Annotated in this window: 17 protein-coding genes; 14 read left to right on the forward strand and 3 right to left on the reverse strand. The window is 68.0% G+C overall.

The annotated features are described in order from the left end of the window. Nucleotides 1-47 precede the first annotated feature (47 nt). The 6 genes from C3Y15_RS05865 (at nucleotide 48) to ftsB (ending at nucleotide 8,139) form a co-directional block, all read left to right on the forward strand. The gene (locus C3Y15_RS05865; RefSeq protein ID WP_069246385.1) at nucleotides 48-2,594 is read left to right on the forward strand and encodes a DNA internalization-related competence protein ComEC/Rec2; all 2,547 of its coding nucleotides are present in this window, start codon (nucleotides 48-50) and stop codon (nucleotides 2,592-2,594) included. 121 nt (nucleotides 2,595-2,715) lie between these two features. Next, a complete protein-coding gene (locus C3Y15_RS05870) occupies nucleotides 2,716-3,561 on the forward strand; it encodes an alpha/beta hydrolase (RefSeq protein WP_011885399.1) in 846 nt (281 codons plus the stop codon). A 175-nt stretch (nucleotides 3,562-3,736) separates the two neighbouring features. Continuing rightward, entirely contained in the window at nucleotides 3,737-5,395 is a 1,659-nt protein-coding gene (locus C3Y15_RS05875) for a CTP synthase (protein WP_011885398.1), read from the forward strand. After that, a complete protein-coding gene (gene kdsA, locus C3Y15_RS05880; RefSeq protein ID WP_011885397.1) occupies nucleotides 5,392-6,246 on the forward strand; it encodes a 3-deoxy-8-phosphooctulonate synthase in 855 nt (284 codons plus the stop codon). Before C3Y15_RS05875 ends, kdsA begins: the two co-directional genes overlap by 4 nt. Nucleotides 6,247-6,351: 105 nt before the next feature. Continuing rightward, nucleotides 6,352-7,635, forward strand: coding sequence for a phosphopyruvate hydratase (eno, locus tag C3Y15_RS05885; protein WP_011885396.1), 1,284 nt, complete (start codon nucleotides 6,352-6,354; stop codon nucleotides 7,633-7,635). An 81-nt stretch (nucleotides 7,636-7,716) separates the two neighbouring features. Continuing rightward, entirely contained in the window at nucleotides 7,717-8,139 is a 423-nt protein-coding gene (ftsB, locus tag C3Y15_RS05890; protein ID WP_011885395.1) for a cell division protein FtsB, read from the forward strand. Nucleotides 8,140-8,236: 97 nt separating this feature from the next. Here the strand turns inward: ftsB and C3Y15_RS05895 are convergent, their stop codons facing one another. The 3 genes from C3Y15_RS05895 to C3Y15_RS05905 all read right to left on the reverse strand — a co-directional run bounded on the left by C3Y15_RS05895 (nucleotide 8,237) and on the right by C3Y15_RS05905 (nucleotide 10,251). Then, nucleotides 8,237-8,590, reverse strand: a complete 354-nt coding sequence (locus C3Y15_RS05895) for a hypothetical protein (protein WP_011885394.1) — start codon at nucleotides 8,588-8,590, stop codon at nucleotides 8,237-8,239. Between the two features lie 163 nt (nucleotides 8,591-8,753). Beyond that, entirely contained in the window at nucleotides 8,754-9,701 is a 948-nt protein-coding gene (gene hslO / locus C3Y15_RS05900) for an Hsp33 family molecular chaperone HslO (protein ID WP_014723272.1), read from the reverse strand. Nucleotides 9,702-9,726: 25 nt separating this feature from the next. After that, entirely contained in the window at nucleotides 9,727-10,251 is a 525-nt protein-coding gene (locus C3Y15_RS05905; protein ID WP_011885392.1) for a gamma carbonic anhydrase family protein, read from the reverse strand. A gap of 151 nt (nucleotides 10,252-10,402) precedes the next feature. Here C3Y15_RS05905 and C3Y15_RS05910 point away from each other — a divergent pair, with 151 nt between their 5' ends. From C3Y15_RS05910 to dapA, 8 genes are all read left to right on the forward strand, one after another. After that, complete coding sequence (locus C3Y15_RS05910; protein ID WP_046428364.1) at nucleotides 10,403-11,260, forward strand: ferritin-like domain-containing protein; 858 nt, start codon at nucleotides 10,403-10,405, stop codon at nucleotides 11,258-11,260. Between the two features lie 258 nt (nucleotides 11,261-11,518). After that, a complete protein-coding gene (locus C3Y15_RS05915) occupies nucleotides 11,519-12,409 on the forward strand; it encodes an alpha/beta hydrolase (RefSeq protein WP_046428325.1) in 891 nt (296 codons plus the stop codon). A gap of 82 nt (nucleotides 12,410-12,491) precedes the next feature. After that, nucleotides 12,492-13,322 (forward strand): 3',5'-nucleoside bisphosphate phosphatase, encoded by an 831-nt coding sequence (locus C3Y15_RS05920; protein WP_014723269.1) that lies wholly within the window; start codon nucleotides 12,492-12,494, stop codon nucleotides 13,320-13,322. Nucleotides 13,323-13,398: 76 nt separating this feature from the next. Next, a complete protein-coding gene (locus tag C3Y15_RS05925; protein ID WP_059460479.1) occupies nucleotides 13,399-14,031 on the forward strand; it encodes an L-threonylcarbamoyladenylate synthase in 633 nt (210 codons plus the stop codon). Between the two features lie 45 nt (nucleotides 14,032-14,076). After that, nucleotides 14,077-14,739: a site-2 protease family protein gene (locus C3Y15_RS05930; RefSeq protein WP_059460480.1), complete on the forward strand. Its 663-nt coding sequence runs from the start codon at nucleotides 14,077-14,079 to the stop codon at nucleotides 14,737-14,739. Between the two features lie 8 nt (nucleotides 14,740-14,747). Continuing rightward, nucleotides 14,748-15,950, forward strand: a complete 1,203-nt coding sequence (locus C3Y15_RS05935) for a tryptophan--tRNA ligase (RefSeq protein ID WP_011885386.1) — start codon at nucleotides 14,748-14,750, stop codon at nucleotides 15,948-15,950. Nucleotides 15,951-15,959: 9 nt separating this feature from the next. Continuing rightward, nucleotides 15,960-16,562, forward strand: a complete 603-nt coding sequence (locus tag C3Y15_RS05940; protein ID WP_124259923.1) for a methyltransferase domain-containing protein — start codon at nucleotides 15,960-15,962, stop codon at nucleotides 16,560-16,562. Between the two features lie 47 nt (nucleotides 16,563-16,609). Beyond that, complete coding sequence (dapA, locus tag C3Y15_RS05945; RefSeq protein WP_011885384.1) at nucleotides 16,610-17,515, forward strand: 4-hydroxy-tetrahydrodipicolinate synthase; 906 nt, start codon at nucleotides 16,610-16,612, stop codon at nucleotides 17,513-17,515. The last annotated feature ends 47 nt before the right edge of the window (nucleotides 17,516-17,562 follow it).

The raw sequence follows: 17,562 nt of genomic DNA on the forward strand, positions 1-17,562 counted from the left end.
GGTGCGCGCGCCGATGACGGCGGCGCCGGATGGACGAAGGAGGCGCGATGCGCGTGTGGTGGATCGCGTTCGCGCTCGGCGTCGTCGTGCTGCAGCGGCAGGCGGCGTTGCCGGGGGCGGGCGGCTGGGCCGGCGCGGCGATCATGGTGGCCGTATGCGGGGCGGCGTACGTCGGGTCGGCGCGGTGCGCTCGGAGCCGCCCGCTCGTCGCGCTCCGTTGGGTGCTTTGTGCGTGCATCGCGTCTGCAGTCGGCTTCGGCTATGCGGCCGCCCGCGCCGAATGGCGGCTGCGCGATGGGCTGCCCGTCGAGTGGGAAGGGCGGGACATCGTCGTCACGGGCGTGATCCGCGGCTTGCCGGCCATCGACGAAACCGGTGCGCGGCTGCTGCTCGCGGTCGAGTCGAACGATGCGGCGCTGGCCCGCTTCGCGCCGCTGATCCGCTTGTCGTGGCGCAGCTACGGTGAGCCCGCAGCGCGCGGCACGCTGCCCGCGTTGCACGGCGGGCAGCGCTGGCGGCTCGTCGCGCGCATGAAGCGGCCGCATGCGGAGGCCAATCCCGGCGTGCGCGACAGCGAGGCCGCGTGGCTTGCCGCCGGCATTCGCGCGATCGGCTACGTCGTCGCGCCCGAGCGCGCAATCTTGCTCGACGAGCGAGCATCGGGATGGCTTGCGTCGATTGACCGGATGCGCGACACGCTGCGCATGCGCATCGGCGATGCGCTCGGCGACGACGCGCGCCATCGCGGCATCATTACCGCGCTCGCGGTCGGCGATCAAGCCGCGATCGGCGACGACGACTGGCGCGTGCTGCGCAATACCGGCACGAGTCATCTGGTCGCGATCTCGGGGCTGCACGTCGGCTTCGTCGGCGCGCTCGCGGGCGGGATCGCGTCGCTCGTGTGGCGGCGTCTGCGCTGGCGCCGGCGCGCCGTTACGCTGGCGGTGCCGGCGCCTTACGCGGCGTCGCTGGCATCGCTCGCGGCCGCCGGCGGCTATGCGGCGCTGGCCGGCTTCAACGTGCCCGCGCAGCGCGCCTGGTGGATGATCGCAACCGCAGCGGTGGCCTATCTCGCCGGGCGCAGCGCGCCGACATCCGCGGTGTTGTGCGCGGCCCTCGGCGGCGTGCTGCTGGTCGATCCATGGGCCGTGCTGTCGGCTGGCTTCTGGCTGTCGTTCGGAGCGGTCGCCGCGATCCTGCTGACCGTCGCGGGCTGGCGAGCGACGCCGGAAATCGAACGCGCTGACGACGGCGCTGACGACGGCGCTGACGACGGCGCTGGCGACGGCGCTGGCGACGGCAGCAGCGACGCGACGCAGCAGCGTGTTGCGCAGGATCGCCGGCGCGTGCTTCACGCATGGTGCAAGCGTGCAGCGCAGCGGCTCGCGGACGCGACCCGCGTGCAGTACGCGGTGACGATCGGCCTCGCGCCGTTGACCGCCGCGTGGTTCGCGCAGATGTCGGTATCGGGGCCGTTCAGCAACGCATTCGCGATTCCGTGGGTGAGCTCCGTCGTGACGCCGCTCGTGCTGGCCGGCGTCGCGCTGCCGGCGCCGCTCGACGCGTACGCGTTCCGGCTCGCGCATGCGGCGCTCGGACCGATGATGACGCTGCTCCGCCATCTCGCCGACTGGCCGGCCGGCGTGTTCTGGCTGCGCATACCCGACTGGCCGGTGCTCGCGCTCGCGTGCATGGGCGCAGCGTGGGCGCTGATGCCGCGCGGCTGGCCACTGCGCTGGGCCGCGCCGATCACATGGCTGCCGCTCGTCGCGCCGGCCCCCGATGCGCCGCCGCCCGGCGGCTTCCGACTGACCGTGCTCGACGTCGGGCAGGGCGAGTCGGTGCTGGTCGAGACCGCCCGGCGAACGCTGCTGTTCGATGCGGGGCCCGGGCCCGAGTCGACCCATGCCGGCACGCGGATCGTCGTGCCGGCATTGCGCGCACGCGGCATCCGCGTCGTCGATACGCTCGTCCTCAGTCATGGGGACGCCGATCATGCGGGCGGCGCGGCGGCCGTCTATGCCGGCACGGAGGTTCGCCAGCTGCTCGCCGGCATCGTGCCGCAACACCGACTGTGGCGCGATGCGCAGGCGGCCGGCGTCACCGATCGCGTGCCCTGCGCGGCCGGCCAGCGGTGGACCTGGGACGGCGTCGTGTTCACGATGTTGTGGCCGTCCAGCATCGCATCGGGCCGGTCGAACGAGCAGTCATGCGTGCTGCGCATCGACGCGGCCGGCACGTCGGCGCTCTTGACCGGCGACCTCGACGCACGCGCCGAACGCCGGCTCGTCGCCGGCTCGCGCGACGCGCTCGCCGCGCAAATCCTCGTCGTTCCGCACCACGGCAGCCGCACATCGTCGGTCGAGCCTTTCCTCGATTCGGTCGAGCCGCGCGTCGCGGTATTTCCTGTAGGCTATCGCAATCGCTTCGGGCATCCGCACCGCTCGGTCCTTGCCCGCTACGAGGCGCGCGCAATCCCGCTGCCGCGCACCGATCGCGACGGCGCCGTGCGGTTCGACGTCGCGCCGTCGAACGGGGGTTTCACGTTCGAACGGTATCGCGAGGCGCGGCGACGTTACTGGATGGATCGGTGAGCGCCGCACCGAAGCGTCGAGCAAAAACAGGCCGCATCGGGTGCGCCAGCGCCGACGGCGCGGCACGGGGCGCGATAACGATGCGACGCGCGGCGCGTGCCGACACAGGAGACATCTGCATTTGAAGGACATCCTCCACTTCTCGCATGCGAACGGCTTTCCGGCATCGACGTACCGGACCATCTTCGCCGAGCTGGCAGACGATTACGAGCTGCGTTACATCGAGCGCATCGGTCATGACCGCCGCTATCCGGTGACGCGCGACTGGCCGCATCTGGTCGATCAGTTGCTCGACGACATCGGCCGCCGCTACGAGCGCCCGGTGTGGCTCGTCGGCCATTCGCTCGGCGGCTACCTGTCGCTGATGGCCGCGCTGAAGAAACCGCACTGGGTGCGCGGCGTCGTGATGATCGATTCGCCGATCATCGCGGGATGGCGCGCCGGTGCGCTGCGCGCGAGCCAGTGGGCCGGGCTCGACGAGCGGCTGTCGCCGGCGGCCGCGACGCGCAAGCGGCGCACGCACTGGGCGAGCCGCGACGAAGCGTGGCGGCACTTTCGCGAGAAGCCCGCGTTCGCGCGCTGGGACGAGCGCATGCTGTCCGACTACATCGACTACGGCATTCCGCAGGCCGGCGCCGACGGCGCGCGCACGCTCGCGTTCGACCGCCAGGTCGAATACCTGATCTACCGCACGCTGCCGCACACGCTCGGTCCGCGGCTCGCGCACGGCGCGCCGGTGCCGGTCGGCTTTCTCGCCGGCACGCGCTCGCGCGAAGTGCGCCAGGTCGGCCTCGATGCGACGCACCGGGCCGCGCACGGGCGCATCGAGTGGCTCGAGGGCAGCCATCTGTTCCCGATGGAGCGGCCGATCGAGACGGCCCGCGCATTGCAGCGGATGCTGAATTCGCTGAAGGCAGCGGAGGGCGACGGGCCGCGCGATCGCGCGGCGCTCGTGCAGCGGGGCTGACGCGGCGTCCGCTGCGCCGCGCAGCGCAAGGCGCCGCCGCACCGGCCGGCCGGTCGTTTCGCCCGGCCGCGCACGGCTGGCGCGGCACTGCGCGAAAGGGCGCGATCATCACGTCAATTGCTGAGAGAAGGGCGGGCTTTACGGTATAATCCGTTTTTCCCGCGAGCATTCAGCGATGACCAAATATGTTTTCGTCACCGGCGGCGTAGTTTCTTCCCTCGGCAAGGGTATTGCCGCCGCCTCCCTCGCCGCGATCCTCGAATCGCGCGGTCTGAAAGTCACCCTCCTCAAACTCGATCCCTACATCAACGTCGACCCCGGCACGATGAGCCCGTTTCAGCACGGCGAAGTGTTCGTGACGGAAGACGGTGCGGAGACGGACCTCGACCTCGGCCACTATGAGCGCTTCATCAGCACGAAGATGCGCAAGGCCAACAACTTCACGACCGGCCAGATCTACGAATCGGTGATCCGCAAGGAGCGCCGCGGCGATTATCTGGGCAAGACCGTGCAGGTGATCCCGCACATCACGAACGAAATCCAGGCATTCATCGAGCGCGGCGCGGCATCGGCCACCTGCGGCGAGCCGGACGTCGCGATCGTCGAGATCGGCGGCACGGTCGGCGACATCGAATCGCTGCCGTTCCTCGAGGCCGCGCGCCAGATGAGCCTGCGCCTCGGCCGCAACAGCGCATGTTTCGTGCACCTGACGCTCGTGCCGTACGTCGCGACCGCCGGCGAGTTGAAGACGAAGCCGACCCAGCACAGCGTGCAGAAGCTGCGCGAGATCGGCATCCTGCCGCACGTGCTGCTGTGCCGTGCGGACCGCCGCATTCCCGACGACGAGTCGAAGAAGATCTCGATGTTCTCGAACGTGCCGGAAGACGCGGTGATTTCGGTGTGGGATGCCGACAGCATCTACAAGATTCCGCAGATGCTGCACGACCAGGGCCTCGACCGGATCATCTGCGACGAACTGAAGCTGTCGCCGAAGGAAGCCGACCTCAGCATGTGGTCGGAGCTCGTCGAGAAGCTCGAGCATCCGAAGCACGAAGTGACGATCGGCATGGTCGGCAAGTACGTCGATCTGACGGAGTCGTACAAGTCGCTGATCGAGGCGCTGCGCCACGCGTCGCTGCACACGTCGACGAAGGTCAACATCGAGTACATCGACTCCGAAGAGATCGAGTCGAACGGTGTCGACAGCCTGAAGCATCTCGACGCCGTGCTGGTGCCGGGCGGCTTCGGCCGTCGCGGCACGGAAGGCAAGATCGCGGCGATCCGCTATGCGCGCGAGGCGAAAGTGCCGTATCTCGGCATCTGCCTCGGCATGCAGCTCGCGGTGATCGAGTTCGCACGCGACGTCGTCGGCCTGAAGCAGGCGAACAGCACGGAGTTCGATCCGGACACGCCGGAACGCGTGGTCGCGCTGATCACCGAGTGGTACGACCGCGAAGGCAAGGTCGAGACGCGCACCGAGTCGTCCGATCTCGGCGGCACGATGCGGCTCGGCTCGCAACGCTGCCCGATCAAGCCCGGCACGATGGCCGAAGAGATCTACGGCAAGGACGTGAACGAGCGCCATCGCCACCGTTATGAAGTCAATAACCGCTTCGTGCCCCAGCTCGAAGCCGGCGGCCTTATCATCAGCGCCCGTACCCCGAGCGAGGATCTGCCGGAGATGATGGAACTGCCGCGTTCGATGCACCCGTGGTTCGTCGGCGTCCAGTTCCACCCGGAATTCACGTCGACGCCGCGTGACGGTCATCCGCTGTTCAAGTCGTTCGTCGAAGCGGCGCTCGCCAACAAGCAAGCGCGCGGAGCAGAAGCATGAAGCTGTGCGATTTCGAGGTCGGCCTCGACCAGCCCTTCTTCCTGATCGCGGGTACCTGCGTCGTCGAATCGGAGCAGATGACGATCGACACCGCGGGCCGCCTGAAGGAAATCTGCGCGAAGCTGAACGTTCCGTTCATCTACAAGTCGTCCTACGACAAGGCGAACCGCAGCTCGGGCAAGTCGTTTCGCGGCCTCGGAATGGACGAGGGGCTGCGCATCCTCGGCGAGGTGAAGCGCCAGCTCGGCCTGCCGGTGCTGACCGACGTGCATTCGATCGACGAGATCGAGCAGGTCGCGTCGGTCGTCGACGTGCTGCAGACGCCCGCGTTCCTGTGCCGCCAGACCGACTTCATCCACGCGTGCGCGCGCTCGGGCAAGCCGGTCAACATCAAGAAAGGCCAGTTCCTCGCGCCGCACGACATGAAGAACGTGATCGACAAGGCGCGCGACGCCGCACGCGAAGCCGGTCTGTCGGAAGACCGCTTCATGGCGTGCGAGCGCGGCGTCTCGTTCGGCTACAACAACCTCGTGTCCGACATGCGCTCGCTCGCGATCATGCGCGAAACGAATGCGCCGGTCGTGTTCGACGCGACGCACTCGGTGCAGCTGCCGGGCGGGCAGGGCACGAGCTCGGGCGGTCAGCGCGAATTCGTGCCGGTGCTCGCGCGCGCCGCGGTCGCGACGGGTGTCGCCGGCCTGTTCATGGAAACGCATCCGAATCCGGCCGAAGCGAAGTCCGACGGCCCGAACGCGGTGCCGCTGCACCGGATGGGCGCGCTGCTCGAGACGCTCGTCACGCTCGACCAGGCGGTGAAGCGCAATCCGCTGCTGGAAAACGATTTCAACTAAGACCGAATGAACCTTGCGGCGGCTTCGCGCGTCTGTAGCGACAGCAGGTTCGGCACGCGTGCCGTCGCAGCTTGAAGAATCCATCGTCATTCTCAGAGGAAACCCATGAGTGCAATCGTAGATATCATCGGCCGCGAGATTCTGGATTCGCGCGGCAACCCCACCGTCGAATGCGACGTGCTGCTCGAATCGGGCACGATGGGCCGCGCGGCGGTGCCGTCGGGCGCGTCCACCGGCTCGCGCGAAGCGATCGAACTGCGTGACGGCGAAGCCGGCCGCTACAACGGCAAGGGCGTGCTGAAGGCAGTCGAGCACATCAACACCGAAATCTCCGAAGCCATCATGGGCCTCGACGCGTCGGAACAGGCGTTCCTCGACAAGACGCTGCTCGAGCTGGACGGCACCGACAACAAGTCGCGCCTCGGCGCGAACGCGATGCTGGCCGTGTCGATGGCCGTCGCGAAGGCAGCGGCCGAAGAAGCCGGCCTGCCGCTGTACCGCTACTTCGGCGGCTCGGGCGCGATGCAGCTGCCGGTGCCGATGATGAACATCGTGAACGGCGGCGCGCACGCGAACAACAGCCTGGACATCCAGGAATTCATGATCGTGCCGGTCAGCCAGCCGACGTTCCGCGAAGCGCTGCGTTGCGGCGCGGAAGTGTTCCACGCGCTGAAGAAGATCCTGAGCGACCGCGGCATGAGCACGGCAGTCGGCGACGAAGGCGGCTTCGCGCCGAACTTCGGCAGCAACGACGAGTGCCTGTCGACGATCCTGCAGGCGATCGAAAAGGCCGGCTACCGTGCGGGCGAAGACGTGCTGCTCGCGCTCGACTGCGCGGCATCGGAGTTCTACCACGACGGCAAGTACCAGCTCGCGGGCGAAGGCCTGCAACTGTCGTCGGCCGAATTCACCGACTACCTCGCGACGCTGGCCGACAAGTTCCCGATCGTGTCGATCGAGGACGGCATGCACGAAGGCGACTGGGACGGCTGGAAGCTGCTGACCGAGCGCCTCGGCAAGAAGGTCCAGCTGGTCGGCGACGACCTGTTCGTCACGAACACGCGCATCCTGAAGGAAGGCATCGAGAAGGGCATCGCGAACTCGATCCTCATCAAGATCAACCAGATCGGTACGCTGACCGAAACGTTCGCGGCGATCGAAATGGCGAAGCGCGCGGGCTATACGGCCGTGATTTCGCACCGCTCGGGCGAAACGGAAGACTCGACGATCGCGGACATCGCGGTCGGCCTGAACGCCGGTCAGATCAAGACGGGTTCGCTGTCGCGCAGCGATCGCATCTCGAAGTACAACCAGCTGCTGCGTATCGAGGAAGACCTCGGCGACATCGCCAGCTACCCGGGCAAATCGGCTTTCTATAACCTGCGCTAACGCGCTACTATCGGGTTCGTCATCTCGACGCCGCTCTGTGCACATGCGCTGAGCGGCGCTTCTTATATCTGCGTCTCTTACATGCGGCTTGTCACTGTCGTCCTGATTGCCTTGCTGGCGCTCATTCAGTACCCCCTATGGTGGGGACACGGCGGCTGGCTGCGGGTGCACGAACTGCGCCAGCAGCTCGGCGACCAGCTGCAGAAGAACGCGGACGAGAAGCTGCGCAACGAGCGGATCGCCGGTGAGGTGCAGGATCTGCAGAGCGGCACCGCGGCCATCGAGGAGCGTGCGCGCTACGAGATGGGGATGGTGAAGGACGGCGAGGTGTTCGTGCAGTTCGTGTCGCCGAACGCGCCGGCCTTGCCGCTCAACAACACGCCGTCGAGCACGTCGACGCGCGGCGCGGTGTCCTCGGCGCCGGTGCGCGTCGTACCGAATCCGCAGTCGATCGCGCGGCCGTCACGACATCACGGTGGCGAGAAGAAGGGCGCTCATCACTGAGCGCTGCGGGCAGCCGAATCATTGAAAAAGCGCGGGAAATACCGCGCTTTTTTATTTCCCGACGGTTTTCAATCGAAGCCGCCGCCGCGCTCGGGTGTCACCACCACCAGCCCGGATAGCCGTAGGTCACGCCGGTGCCCCACCGGTTTCCCCAGCCGCCGCTCGAATAGCCGCCGTAGAAGTTCACCGGCGGCGGCGTGTAATTCGCCCACGCACGCGCCGCGGCTTCGGCCGCCATCGCTTCGTGCTGTTCGCGCATCGCCTGCCGATCGATCTCGTCGTAGCGCTTGCGCTCGGCGCTCGACAAGGTCGGCGGCTGGCCGCCGGCTGCGCCCGGCTCGGGCAGACGGCTCAGGATCGTCGACGAAGGCGGCTGCACCGCGCAGCCGGCGAGTGCCAGCGTGCCGGCTGCGATGCCGGTCAGAAGGAGCGTGCGGAAGGTTTGATGCATGGGTTTCTCCAGCGGCGCGCCGGACGCGGGCAAGGCCCGCGGCAAGCGGCTTGTGACTGAGGCCGGGCCGGTGATGCGTCGGCGCCGGCCCCGTGTTGCGAGTGCCTCCATTATGCGCCCGCGCCGACGTCGCACTCGCGAGTCGGGACGCGAGGCTGCAGGCTCAGTGGCGCTGTTCGGTCGCGGGCGTGATGCCCGTCCCGAGTTCCGGCGCGGCGAACAGCTGCGCGACGTCGACCGGATCGAATTCGTAGCGCTGGTTGCAGAACTCGCAGTGGATTTCGACGTGGCCGCGCTCGACGATCACGCTGTCGACTTCGTCGCGGCCCAGCATGCGCAGCATCGCACCGACCTTTTCGCGCGAACACGTGCACTGGAAGCGCGTGCCGGCCGGCTCGAAGTGCTGCACGTTCTCCTGCCAGAAGAGGCGCCGGAACACGACCTCCGGCTCGACTTCGAGCAGCTCCTTCGCCGACATCGTGCCGCCGAGCGTACAGACGCGCTCCCACGTGTCGGCGTCGGTCTCGGCATTGCGCGGCACGATGCCGCCGTCGCCCGGCAGCTTCTGCAGCAGCATGCCGACCGCGCGGTCGCGATCGGCCGCGAGCCACAGGCGCGTGTCGAGCTGCTCCGAATGGTGCATGTAGTGCTCGAGCACCTGCGACACCGATTCGAGCGGGCCGTCGACGCCGTTCAGCGGCACGATGCCCTGGTACGGCTGCTGGCCCGGCAGCTTGTCGGCCGGGTCGAGCGTGATCACGCAACGGCCATGGCCGCTCGCGTTGACGAGCGATGCGAACGCCAGGTCGTCGCCGATCGTACTGGCTTCGCCGGCGAACTTGGCCGTGGCGCGCATCGACAGGTCCGAGCTGCACTGGACGACCAGCATCTGGACCGGCCCGTCGCCGAAGATCTGCATGATCAGGGTGCCGTGAAATTTCAGGTTCGCGGACAGCAGCGCACACGCGGCCATCATCTCGCCGAGCACCGTGCGCACCGGGGCGGGGTAGTCACGGCGGGTCAGCACCTCCTGCCAGGTGTTGCGTAGCGACACGATCTCGCCGCGCACGGGTGCCGAATTGAACATGAATTTCTGTAACTGGTCGCTCACTCTGGTTCCTTGAAATCCGCGCGGATCAGCCGATCCGCACGAGTTGCTCCTTGAAATGCGCACGGCGCTCGACGTACGTCTTCGCATTGGCGCGCAACCGCGCGATGTCGTCTGCCGACAGCTCGCGCACGACTTTCGCCGGTGCGCCGAGAATCAGCGAGTTGTCCGGGAACGTCTTGCCTTCCGTCACGACCGCGCCGGCACCGACCAGACAGTTGCGGCCGATCACCGCACCATTCAAGACCACCGCCTGAATCCCGATCAGCGAACCTTCGCCGACCGTGCAGCCGTGCAGCATCGCCTGATGTCCGATCGTCACGTTCTCGGCGATCGTCAGCGGGAAACCGGGGTCCGTATGCAGGACCGCACCTTCCTGGACATTGCTGCCGGCGCCGACGGTGATCGTCTCGTTGTCGCCGCGAATCGTCGCGCCGAACCACACGCTCGCGTTCTGCTCGAGCACGACCTTGCCGATGATGGCCGCCGTATCGGCGACGAACACGCTTTCGTGGATCGTCGGGGCCGTATCGCCCAGTTTGTAGATCGTCACGGAGTCTCCTGGTCTCTTCGATGATGGGCGCCGGTAGAATGACGCGTCTGGCGTGCCGGGCGCGACGCGATGGATGCGGCGCGGCACAAACCTCTATTGTAAACCGTCGCGTGCCGGCGCTCTCGCGCCGTGCATGGACGATTCCCGTTCGATGAGCATCGAGTCTTCCCAATCCGCCACGGCGCCGGTCTGCGTGCGCCGCGCCGCGCTCGACGCGCTGCGCGTATGCGAGCCGGTCGCGAAAGCCGCGCAAGTCGGCGAGCTGCAGCGGGCCTGGCTTGCCGGCCTGGCCGCGATCGCGCCGGCGCTCCGCTTCGACGAACCGGCCGGGCTGCCGGGCCGGCCGGCGCGCCCGCCGCTGGTCGAGCCGCGTCAGCTCGAGCGGCGCAGCATGCGTTCGCCGGCGGGGCGTGCGGTGCTGCTGCACGCGCTCGCCCACATCGAGTTCAATGCGATCAACCTCGCGCTCGACGCCGTATGGCGCTTCGCCGCGATGCCGCAGGCGTTCTACGCGGACTGGCTGAAGGTCGCCGCGGAAGAGGCCCATCATTTCACGCTGCTGTGCGGGCGGCTCGCCGAGTTCGGTCACGCATACGGCGATTTCCCTGCACACAACGGCCTGTGGGAAATGTGCGAGCGGACCCGCGACGACGTGCTCGCGCGGATGGCGCTGGTGCCGCGCACGCTCGAGGCGCGCGGGCTCGACGCGTCGCCGCCGATCCGCGCACGGCTCGTGCAGGCAGGCGACGATGCGTCCGCCGCGATCCTCGACGTGATCCTGCGCGACGAAATCGGTCACGTCGCGATCGGCAATCGCTGGTTTCGGCACCTGTGCGACGAAGCCGGCCGCGATCCGGTCAGCGCGTACCGCGAACTCGCCGTGCAGTACCACGCGCCGCGGCTGCGCGGCCCGTTCAATTTCGAGGCGCGCCGCACGGCGGGCTTCGAGCAGGCGGAACTCGACGAACTGGCCGCACACGACGCAGGAGGCGGCAGCGCAGCGGGTTAGCCGGGCCGCGCGGTCGATGGGGGCGGCGAACGCTGCGAAAAATCGCCGTGATGTCCGTGAGGCCAGCACGCGTCGTCACGACACGCGGCGCGTTCCGTCCCGCGCGGCGGTGGCCGGCGCCGGGCGATACTGGACGCGCCTCTCAGCCCATGCGGTCGTACCGCTAGAGCGCCGCCTCAAGGGCGCCCCGGACAGCGGCACGCCGGAAAACAGGCGCCGTCGCTATAATCGAACGATCATTCTTTTTTGGCGGTTGCAATGGGTATGTCGAGTTCTGTTTCCGATTTCATCACGGTGCGCGGCGTCAAGCTGCATGTGCGGCGCTGGGGCCGGCCCGATGCGCCGACGCTGTTCATGCTGCACGGCTGGATGGACGTCGCGGCGTCGTTCCAGTTCGTCGTCGAGGCGCTGGCGGGCGACTGGCAGGTGATCGCGCCCGATGCGCGCGGCTTCGGCCTGTCCGACTGGCCGGTCGCACGGCAGGGCGGCGGGCATTACTGGTACCACGACTACCTGGGCGACCTCGATGCGCTCGTCGATCACTACGCGCCGACCGGCGAAGTGAATCTGGTCGGGCACAGCATGGGCGCGAACGTCGTCTGCATGTATGCGGGCGTGCGGCCCGAGCGCGTCCGGCGCGTGGTGGACCTCGAAGGCTTCGGGCTCGCGCCGGCGCGCGCCGAACAGGCGCCGCGTCGCCTGCGCAACTGGCTCGACGAGCTGCGCGAGCCGCCGGTCCTGCGTCCTTACGCGTCGCTCGACGACGTGGCGGCCCGGCTGATCAAGACGAATCCGCGCCTCGATCCGCGTCGCGCCGCGTTTCTTGCCGCGCACTGGTCGAAGCACGGCGACGATGGCCAGTACCACCTGCTGGCCGATCCCGCCCACAAGATGGTCGGCCCGCAGCTGTACCGGCTCGACGAGGTAATGGCGATCTGGAAGCAGGTGCGCGCGAAGGTGCTGCACGTCGAGGCCGTCAATTCGCCGACGCTCGCGTATCTCGCCGGCGACATTCCGCTGCCGGAGTTCAAGGCGCGCTTCGCCGCGTTCGCCGACTGGCGCGAGAAGCTCGTCGAGGATGCCGGCCACATGGTCCATCACGACCAGCCGGCGCAGATCGCGGCGCTGATCGAGGCGTTCTGCGCGTGAGCCGGCGGCGTCGGCGGCAGGGCAGGCGGCCAGCGGAATTGCCGCATTGCAGTAGAATGAAGTTTCACCTGCCATACCGACAATGAACGCTGATCTCCACTGCCATTCGAATGTTTCCGACGGGTTGCTGTCGCCTGCCGACGTCGCGCGCCGCGCCCATGCGGGCGGCGTGACCCTGTGGGCGCTGACCGACCACGACGAGCTCGGCGGTCAGGCGGCGGCGCGTCGCGAAGCGGAAGCGCTGGGCATGCGTTACCTGAGCGGCGTCGAGATTTCGGTCACGTGGGCGTCGCGCACGGTGCACATCGTCGGGCTGAACATCGATCCGTCGAACCAGGCGCTCATCGACGGCCTCTATCAAACCCGCCACGGCCGCGCGGCGCGCGCGCGGGCAATCGGCGCGCAGCTCGAGACGCTCGGCATCCCGGGCGCCTACGAAGGCGCGCTGAAGTACGTATCGAACCCCGATCTGATCTCGCGCACCCATTTCGCGCGCTTCCTGGTCGAGAACGGCCACGCCGAATCGCTGACGGACGTGTTCGACCGCCTGCTCGGCGACGGCAAGCCGGGCTTCGTCGCGCATCGCTGGGCCACGCTGTCCGACGCGGTCGCGTGGATTCGCGCGGCCGGCGGCGAGGCCGTGATCGCGCATCCGGGGCGCTACCGCTACACGCCGGTCGAGTTCGACGCCTTCTTCGCGGAATTCATCGATCTCGGCGGCCGCGCGATCGAAGTCATTACGGGCAGCCACACGCCCGATCAATATCGCGAATACGCGGACGTCGCGCGCCGCTTCGGCTTCGAGGCGTCGAGCGGGTCGGATTTCCACGCACCGGGCGAAGGTCGCGTCGAGCTCGGCAGCCTGCCGCCGTTGCCGTCCGACCTGAAACCGGTCTGGGAGCGCTGGCTCTGACGCGGCGCGGCCGCGCGCCGCGCCGTTCGCGCGGCCGCCCGGGCGCGCTCCGACTCCTTCCTCTTTACGTGCCTCCATGTCCCAGTTCTTCAGGATTCATCCCGATAATCCGCAGCCGCGCCTCGTCAAGCAGGCCGCCGACATCGTCAGCAAGGGCGGCGTGATCGCGATGCCGACCGATTCGAGCTACGCGCTCGCGTGCCACCTCGACGACAAGGACGCGGTCGAGCGCGTGCGCCGGATTCGCGGCCTCGACGAGAAGCAGCATCTGTCGCTGCTCGTGCGCGACCTGTCGGAGCTGGCCAATTTCGCGATGGTCGACAACCGCCAGTACCGGCTGATCAAGTCGGTGACGCCGGGCCCTTACGTGTTCATCCTGCAGGCGACGAAGGAGGTGCCGCGCCGGCTGTCGCACCCGTCGCGCAAGACGATCGGGCTGCGCGTGCCGGATCACGCGATCACGCTCGCGCTGCTCGAATCGCTCGGCCAGCCGCTGCTCGGCACGACGCTGATCCTGCCGCCCGACGACGAGCCGCTCAACGATCCGGAGGACATCCGCGCGCGGCTCGAGAAGCAGGTCGATCTGGTGATCGACGGCGGCGCGTGCCCGCGCGAACCGTCGACCGTGATCGACCTGACGGACGACGCGCCGCAGCTCGTGCGCGCCGGGCGCGGCGCGCTCGAACCGTTCGGGTTGTCGGTCGCGTAAGCGCCATTCATTTTTGCGCGAGCGCGCTTGTTACAATAACGCGATATGGATGCTTCCCTGATACAGACCATCGCCGTCTACGCGCTGCCCGTGATCTTCGCGATCACGCTGCACGAGGCCGCGCACGGCTATGCCGCGCGGCTGCTCGGTGACAACACCGCGTACGTGATGGGGCGCGTGTCGTTCAACCCGATGCGGCACATCGATCCGCTCGGCACGATCGCGATCCCGCTCGCGATGTACGTGCTGACCGGCGGCGCGTTCCTGTTCGGCTATGCGAAGCCGGTGCCGGTATCGTTCGGCAATCTGCGCAATCCGCGCTGGGGCAGCCTGTGGGTGTCGCTCGCGGGGCCGGCCTGCAATTTCGTGCAGGCGCTGCTCTGGGGCATGCTGACCGTCGTGCTGGCCGCCACGGGCGTCGACGAGCCGTTCTTCACGCGGATGACCTATGCGGGCGTCAGCGCGAACCTGGTGCTCGGCGTGCTGAACCTCTTTCCGCTGCCGCCGCTCGACGGCGGCCGCATCCTGGCGGCGCTGCTGCCGCCGAAGCAGTCGATCGCGCTGTCGCGCATCGAGCCGTACGGTTTCATCATCGTGCTGCTGCTGGTCATGACCGGCGTGCTGACGAACTTCTGGCTGCGTCCGCTCGTGAATGCCGCAGCCGGCGTGCTGAGCGCCATCCTGTCCCCCTTCGCCTCGCTTTTCTAACGACAACCATGTTCCCAGATCGTATTTTCTCCGGCATGCGACCCACCGGGTCGCTGCACCTCGGCCACTACCACGGCGTGCTGAAAAACTGGGTGAAGCTGCAGTCCGAGTACCCGTGCTTCTTCTGCGTGGTCGACTGGCATGCGCTGACGACGCACTACGAAACGCCCGAGGTCATCGAGAAGAACGTGTGGGACGTGCTAATCGACTGGCTCGCGTCCGGCATCGATCCGACGCAGGCGACGCTGTTCATCCAGAGCAAGGTCCCCGAGCATGCCGAACTCGCGCTGCTGCTCGGCATGAGCACGCCGCTCGGCTGGCTCGAACGCGTGCCGACCTACAAGGAGCAGATGGAGAAGCTGAAGGACAAGGATCTGTCGACCTACGGCTTCCTCGGTTACCCGGTGCTGATGGCGGCCGACATCCTGCTGTATCGCGGCTCGCTGGTGCCGGTCGGCGAAGACCAGGTGCCGCACGTCGAGATGACGCGCGAGATCGCACGCCGCTTCAACTACCTGTACGGCCGCGAGCCGGGCTTCGAGGAGAAGGCGCTCGAGGCGGCGAAGAAGCTGGGCGGCAAGCGTGCGAAGCTCTATCACGAGCTGCGCAACGCATACCAGCAGGAAGGCGACGACGAGGCGCTCGAGCAGGCGCGCGCGATGTTGCAGGAATCGCAGAGCCTGTCGATGAGCGACCGCGAGCGGCTGTTCGGCTATCTCGAAGGCGCGCGCAAGATCATCCTCGTCGAGCCGCAGGCGCTGCTGACCGAAGCGTCGCGGATGCCGGGCCTCGACGGCCAGAAGATGTCGAAGTCGTACGGCAACACGATCGGCCTGCGCGAGGACGCGGAGACCATCACCAAGAAGGTCCGCACGATGCCGACCGATCCGGCGCGCGTGCGCCGCACCGATCCGGGCGATCCCGACAAGTGCCCGGTGTGGCAACTGCATCAGGTCTATACCGACGCCACCACGCACGAGTGGGTGCAGAACGGCTGCCGTTCGGCCGGCATCGGCTGTCTCGACTGCAAGCAGCCGGTCGTCGAAGGCATCCTGCGCGAACAGCAGCCGATGCTCGAGCGTGCACAGAAGTACATGGACGATCCGTCGCTGCTGCGCGCAATCGTCGCGGACGGTTGCGACAAGGCGCGCAAGCACGCGGTCGAGACGATGCGCGACGTGCGCGAGGCAATGGGCCTGTCGTACACCTGAGTCGAGCGCATGCGCGAACCCATCATCGCGGCCGCCGGCTGCCACGTCGCCGCGACCGAGCCGTCAGGCTGGGTCGCGCGCTGGTCGCATCTGGCGCCGGCGGGCGACGCGGTGCTCGACGTCGCCGCGGGCGGCGGCCGCCACGCGCGCTGGTTCGCGTCGCGCGGGCACGCCGTCGTCGCGCTCGATCGCGATGCTGCCGCGCTCGCGGCGCTGCGCACGATTCCCGGCGTGGACGTGCGCGAAGCCGATCTCGAAGGCGCGCCGTGGCCATTGCCGGCCGGCGCGTCGTTTGCCGCGGTGGTCGTCACCCATTACCTGCACCGGCCGCTCTGGCCCCATCTGGTCGATGCGGTGGCGCCGGGCGGCGTGCTGATCTACGAAACCTTCGCGCAAGGAAACGAAACGGTCGGCAAGCCGTCCAATCCGGCATTCCTGCTCGCGCCGGGCGAGTTGCTGGACGCCGTGCGCGGGCATCTGCGGGTGGTCGCGTACGAGGACGGATTCGTCGCCGGGCCGCGCGCCGCGTTCGTTCAGCGCATCTGCGCGGTGCGCGAGCGCGCACCCGCGACGGCAGGGGCGGGAATTCCACGTTACGAACTGCGCGGCTAATCCGCTACAATCTCAACGTTTACCGGTACATCAATCAATCGCGTTTCATGGCTAACGGCACCCAAGACGGCATTCAAATCCGCGGCAGCATCCCCGCGATCGTCACCCCGATGCTCGAAGACGGCAGTCTCGATCTGCCGGCGTTCCGCAAACTGATCGACTGGCACATCGAGGAAGGTACCGATGCGCTGGTCGTGGTCGGCACGAGCGGCGAGTCGGCAACGCTCAACGTCGAAGAACACGTGCTGATGATCCGCACGGCGGTCGAGCATGCGGCCAAACGCATCCCGATCATCGCGGGCGCGGGCGGCAATTCGACCGCGGAGGCGATCGAGCTGACCAAGCAGGCGAAGGCGGTCGGCGCCGACGCGACGCTGCAGGTCGTGCCGTACTACAACAAGCCGACGCAGGAAGGGATGTACCGGCACTTCAAGGCGATCGCCGAAGCGGTCGACCTGCCGGTGATCCTGTACAACGTGCCGGGCCGCACGGTCGCGGACATGGCGCACGACACGACGCTGCGCCTCGCGCAGGTGCCCGGCATCATCGGCATCAAGGAAGCGACGGGCAACATCGACCGTGCCGCCCACCTGATCAAGGCCGCGCCGAAGGATTTCGCGATCTACAGCGGCGACGACCCGACCGCGATCGCGCTGATGCTGCTCGGCGGCCACGGCAACATCTCGGTGACGGCGAACGTCGCGCCGCGTGCGATGAGCGACCTGTGCCGCGCGGCGCTGGCCGGCGACGTGGCGACGGCGCGCACGCTGCACATGAAGCTGCTGTCGCTGCACAAGAACCTGTTCATCGAAGCGAACCCGATTCCGGTGAAATGGGCGCTGCAGGCGATGGGCAAGATGCAGGGCGGCATCCGCCTGCCGCTCACGCCGCTCGACGAGCGCTGCCACGACGCCGTGCGTTCGGCCCTCGTCGAGGCCGGCATCCTCGCCTGATGCGCGGGCGGCCGCGTCCTGCGGCCGCCGGCTCGACCCCTCATCAA

The sequence above is a fragment of the Burkholderia sp. B10 genome (genome assembly GCF_004368385.1).
Classification (GTDB): domain Bacteria; phylum Pseudomonadota; class Gammaproteobacteria; order Burkholderiales; family Burkholderiaceae; genus Burkholderia; species Burkholderia vietnamiensis.

Bases quoted from the DNA above. Each gene is read 5' to 3' on its own strand.
- C3Y15_RS05940 (WP_124259923.1), top strand. From the start codon at position 15,960: ATGCGCGAACCCATCATCGCGGCCGCCGGCTGCCACGTCGCCGCGACC.
- kdsA (WP_011885397.1), top strand. From the start codon at position 5,392: ATGAAGCTGTGCGATTTCGAGGTCGGCCTCGACCAGCCCTTCTTCCTG.
- C3Y15_RS05915 (WP_046428325.1), top strand. From the start codon at position 11,519: ATGGGTATGTCGAGTTCTGTTTCCGATTTCATCACGGTGCGCGGCGTC.
- C3Y15_RS05935 (WP_011885386.1), top strand. From the start codon at position 14,748: ATGTTCCCAGATCGTATTTTCTCCGGCATGCGACCCACCGGGTCGCTG.
- dapA (WP_011885384.1), top strand. From the start codon at position 16,610: ATGGCTAACGGCACCCAAGACGGCATTCAAATCCGCGGCAGCATCCCC.
- C3Y15_RS05865 (WP_069246385.1), top strand. From the start codon at position 48: ATGCGCGTGTGGTGGATCGCGTTCGCGCTCGGCGTCGTCGTGCTGCAG.
- C3Y15_RS05925 (WP_059460479.1), top strand. From the start codon at position 13,399: ATGTCCCAGTTCTTCAGGATTCATCCCGATAATCCGCAGCCGCGCCTC.
- C3Y15_RS05930 (WP_059460480.1), top strand. From the start codon at position 14,077: ATGGATGCTTCCCTGATACAGACCATCGCCGTCTACGCGCTGCCCGTG.
- C3Y15_RS05910 (WP_046428364.1), top strand. From the start codon at position 10,403: ATGAGCATCGAGTCTTCCCAATCCGCCACGGCGCCGGTCTGCGTGCGC.
- eno (WP_011885396.1), top strand. From the start codon at position 6,352: ATGAGTGCAATCGTAGATATCATCGGCCGCGAGATTCTGGATTCGCGC.
- ftsB (WP_011885395.1), top strand. From the start codon at position 7,717: ATGCGGCTTGTCACTGTCGTCCTGATTGCCTTGCTGGCGCTCATTCAG.
- C3Y15_RS05920 (WP_014723269.1), top strand. From the start codon at position 12,492: ATGAACGCTGATCTCCACTGCCATTCGAATGTTTCCGACGGGTTGCTG.
- C3Y15_RS05875 (WP_011885398.1), top strand. From the start codon at position 3,737: ATGACCAAATATGTTTTCGTCACCGGCGGCGTAGTTTCTTCCCTCGGC.
- C3Y15_RS05895 (WP_011885394.1), bottom strand. From the start codon at position 8,590: ATGCATCAAACCTTCCGCACGCTCCTTCTGACCGGCATCGCAGCCGGC.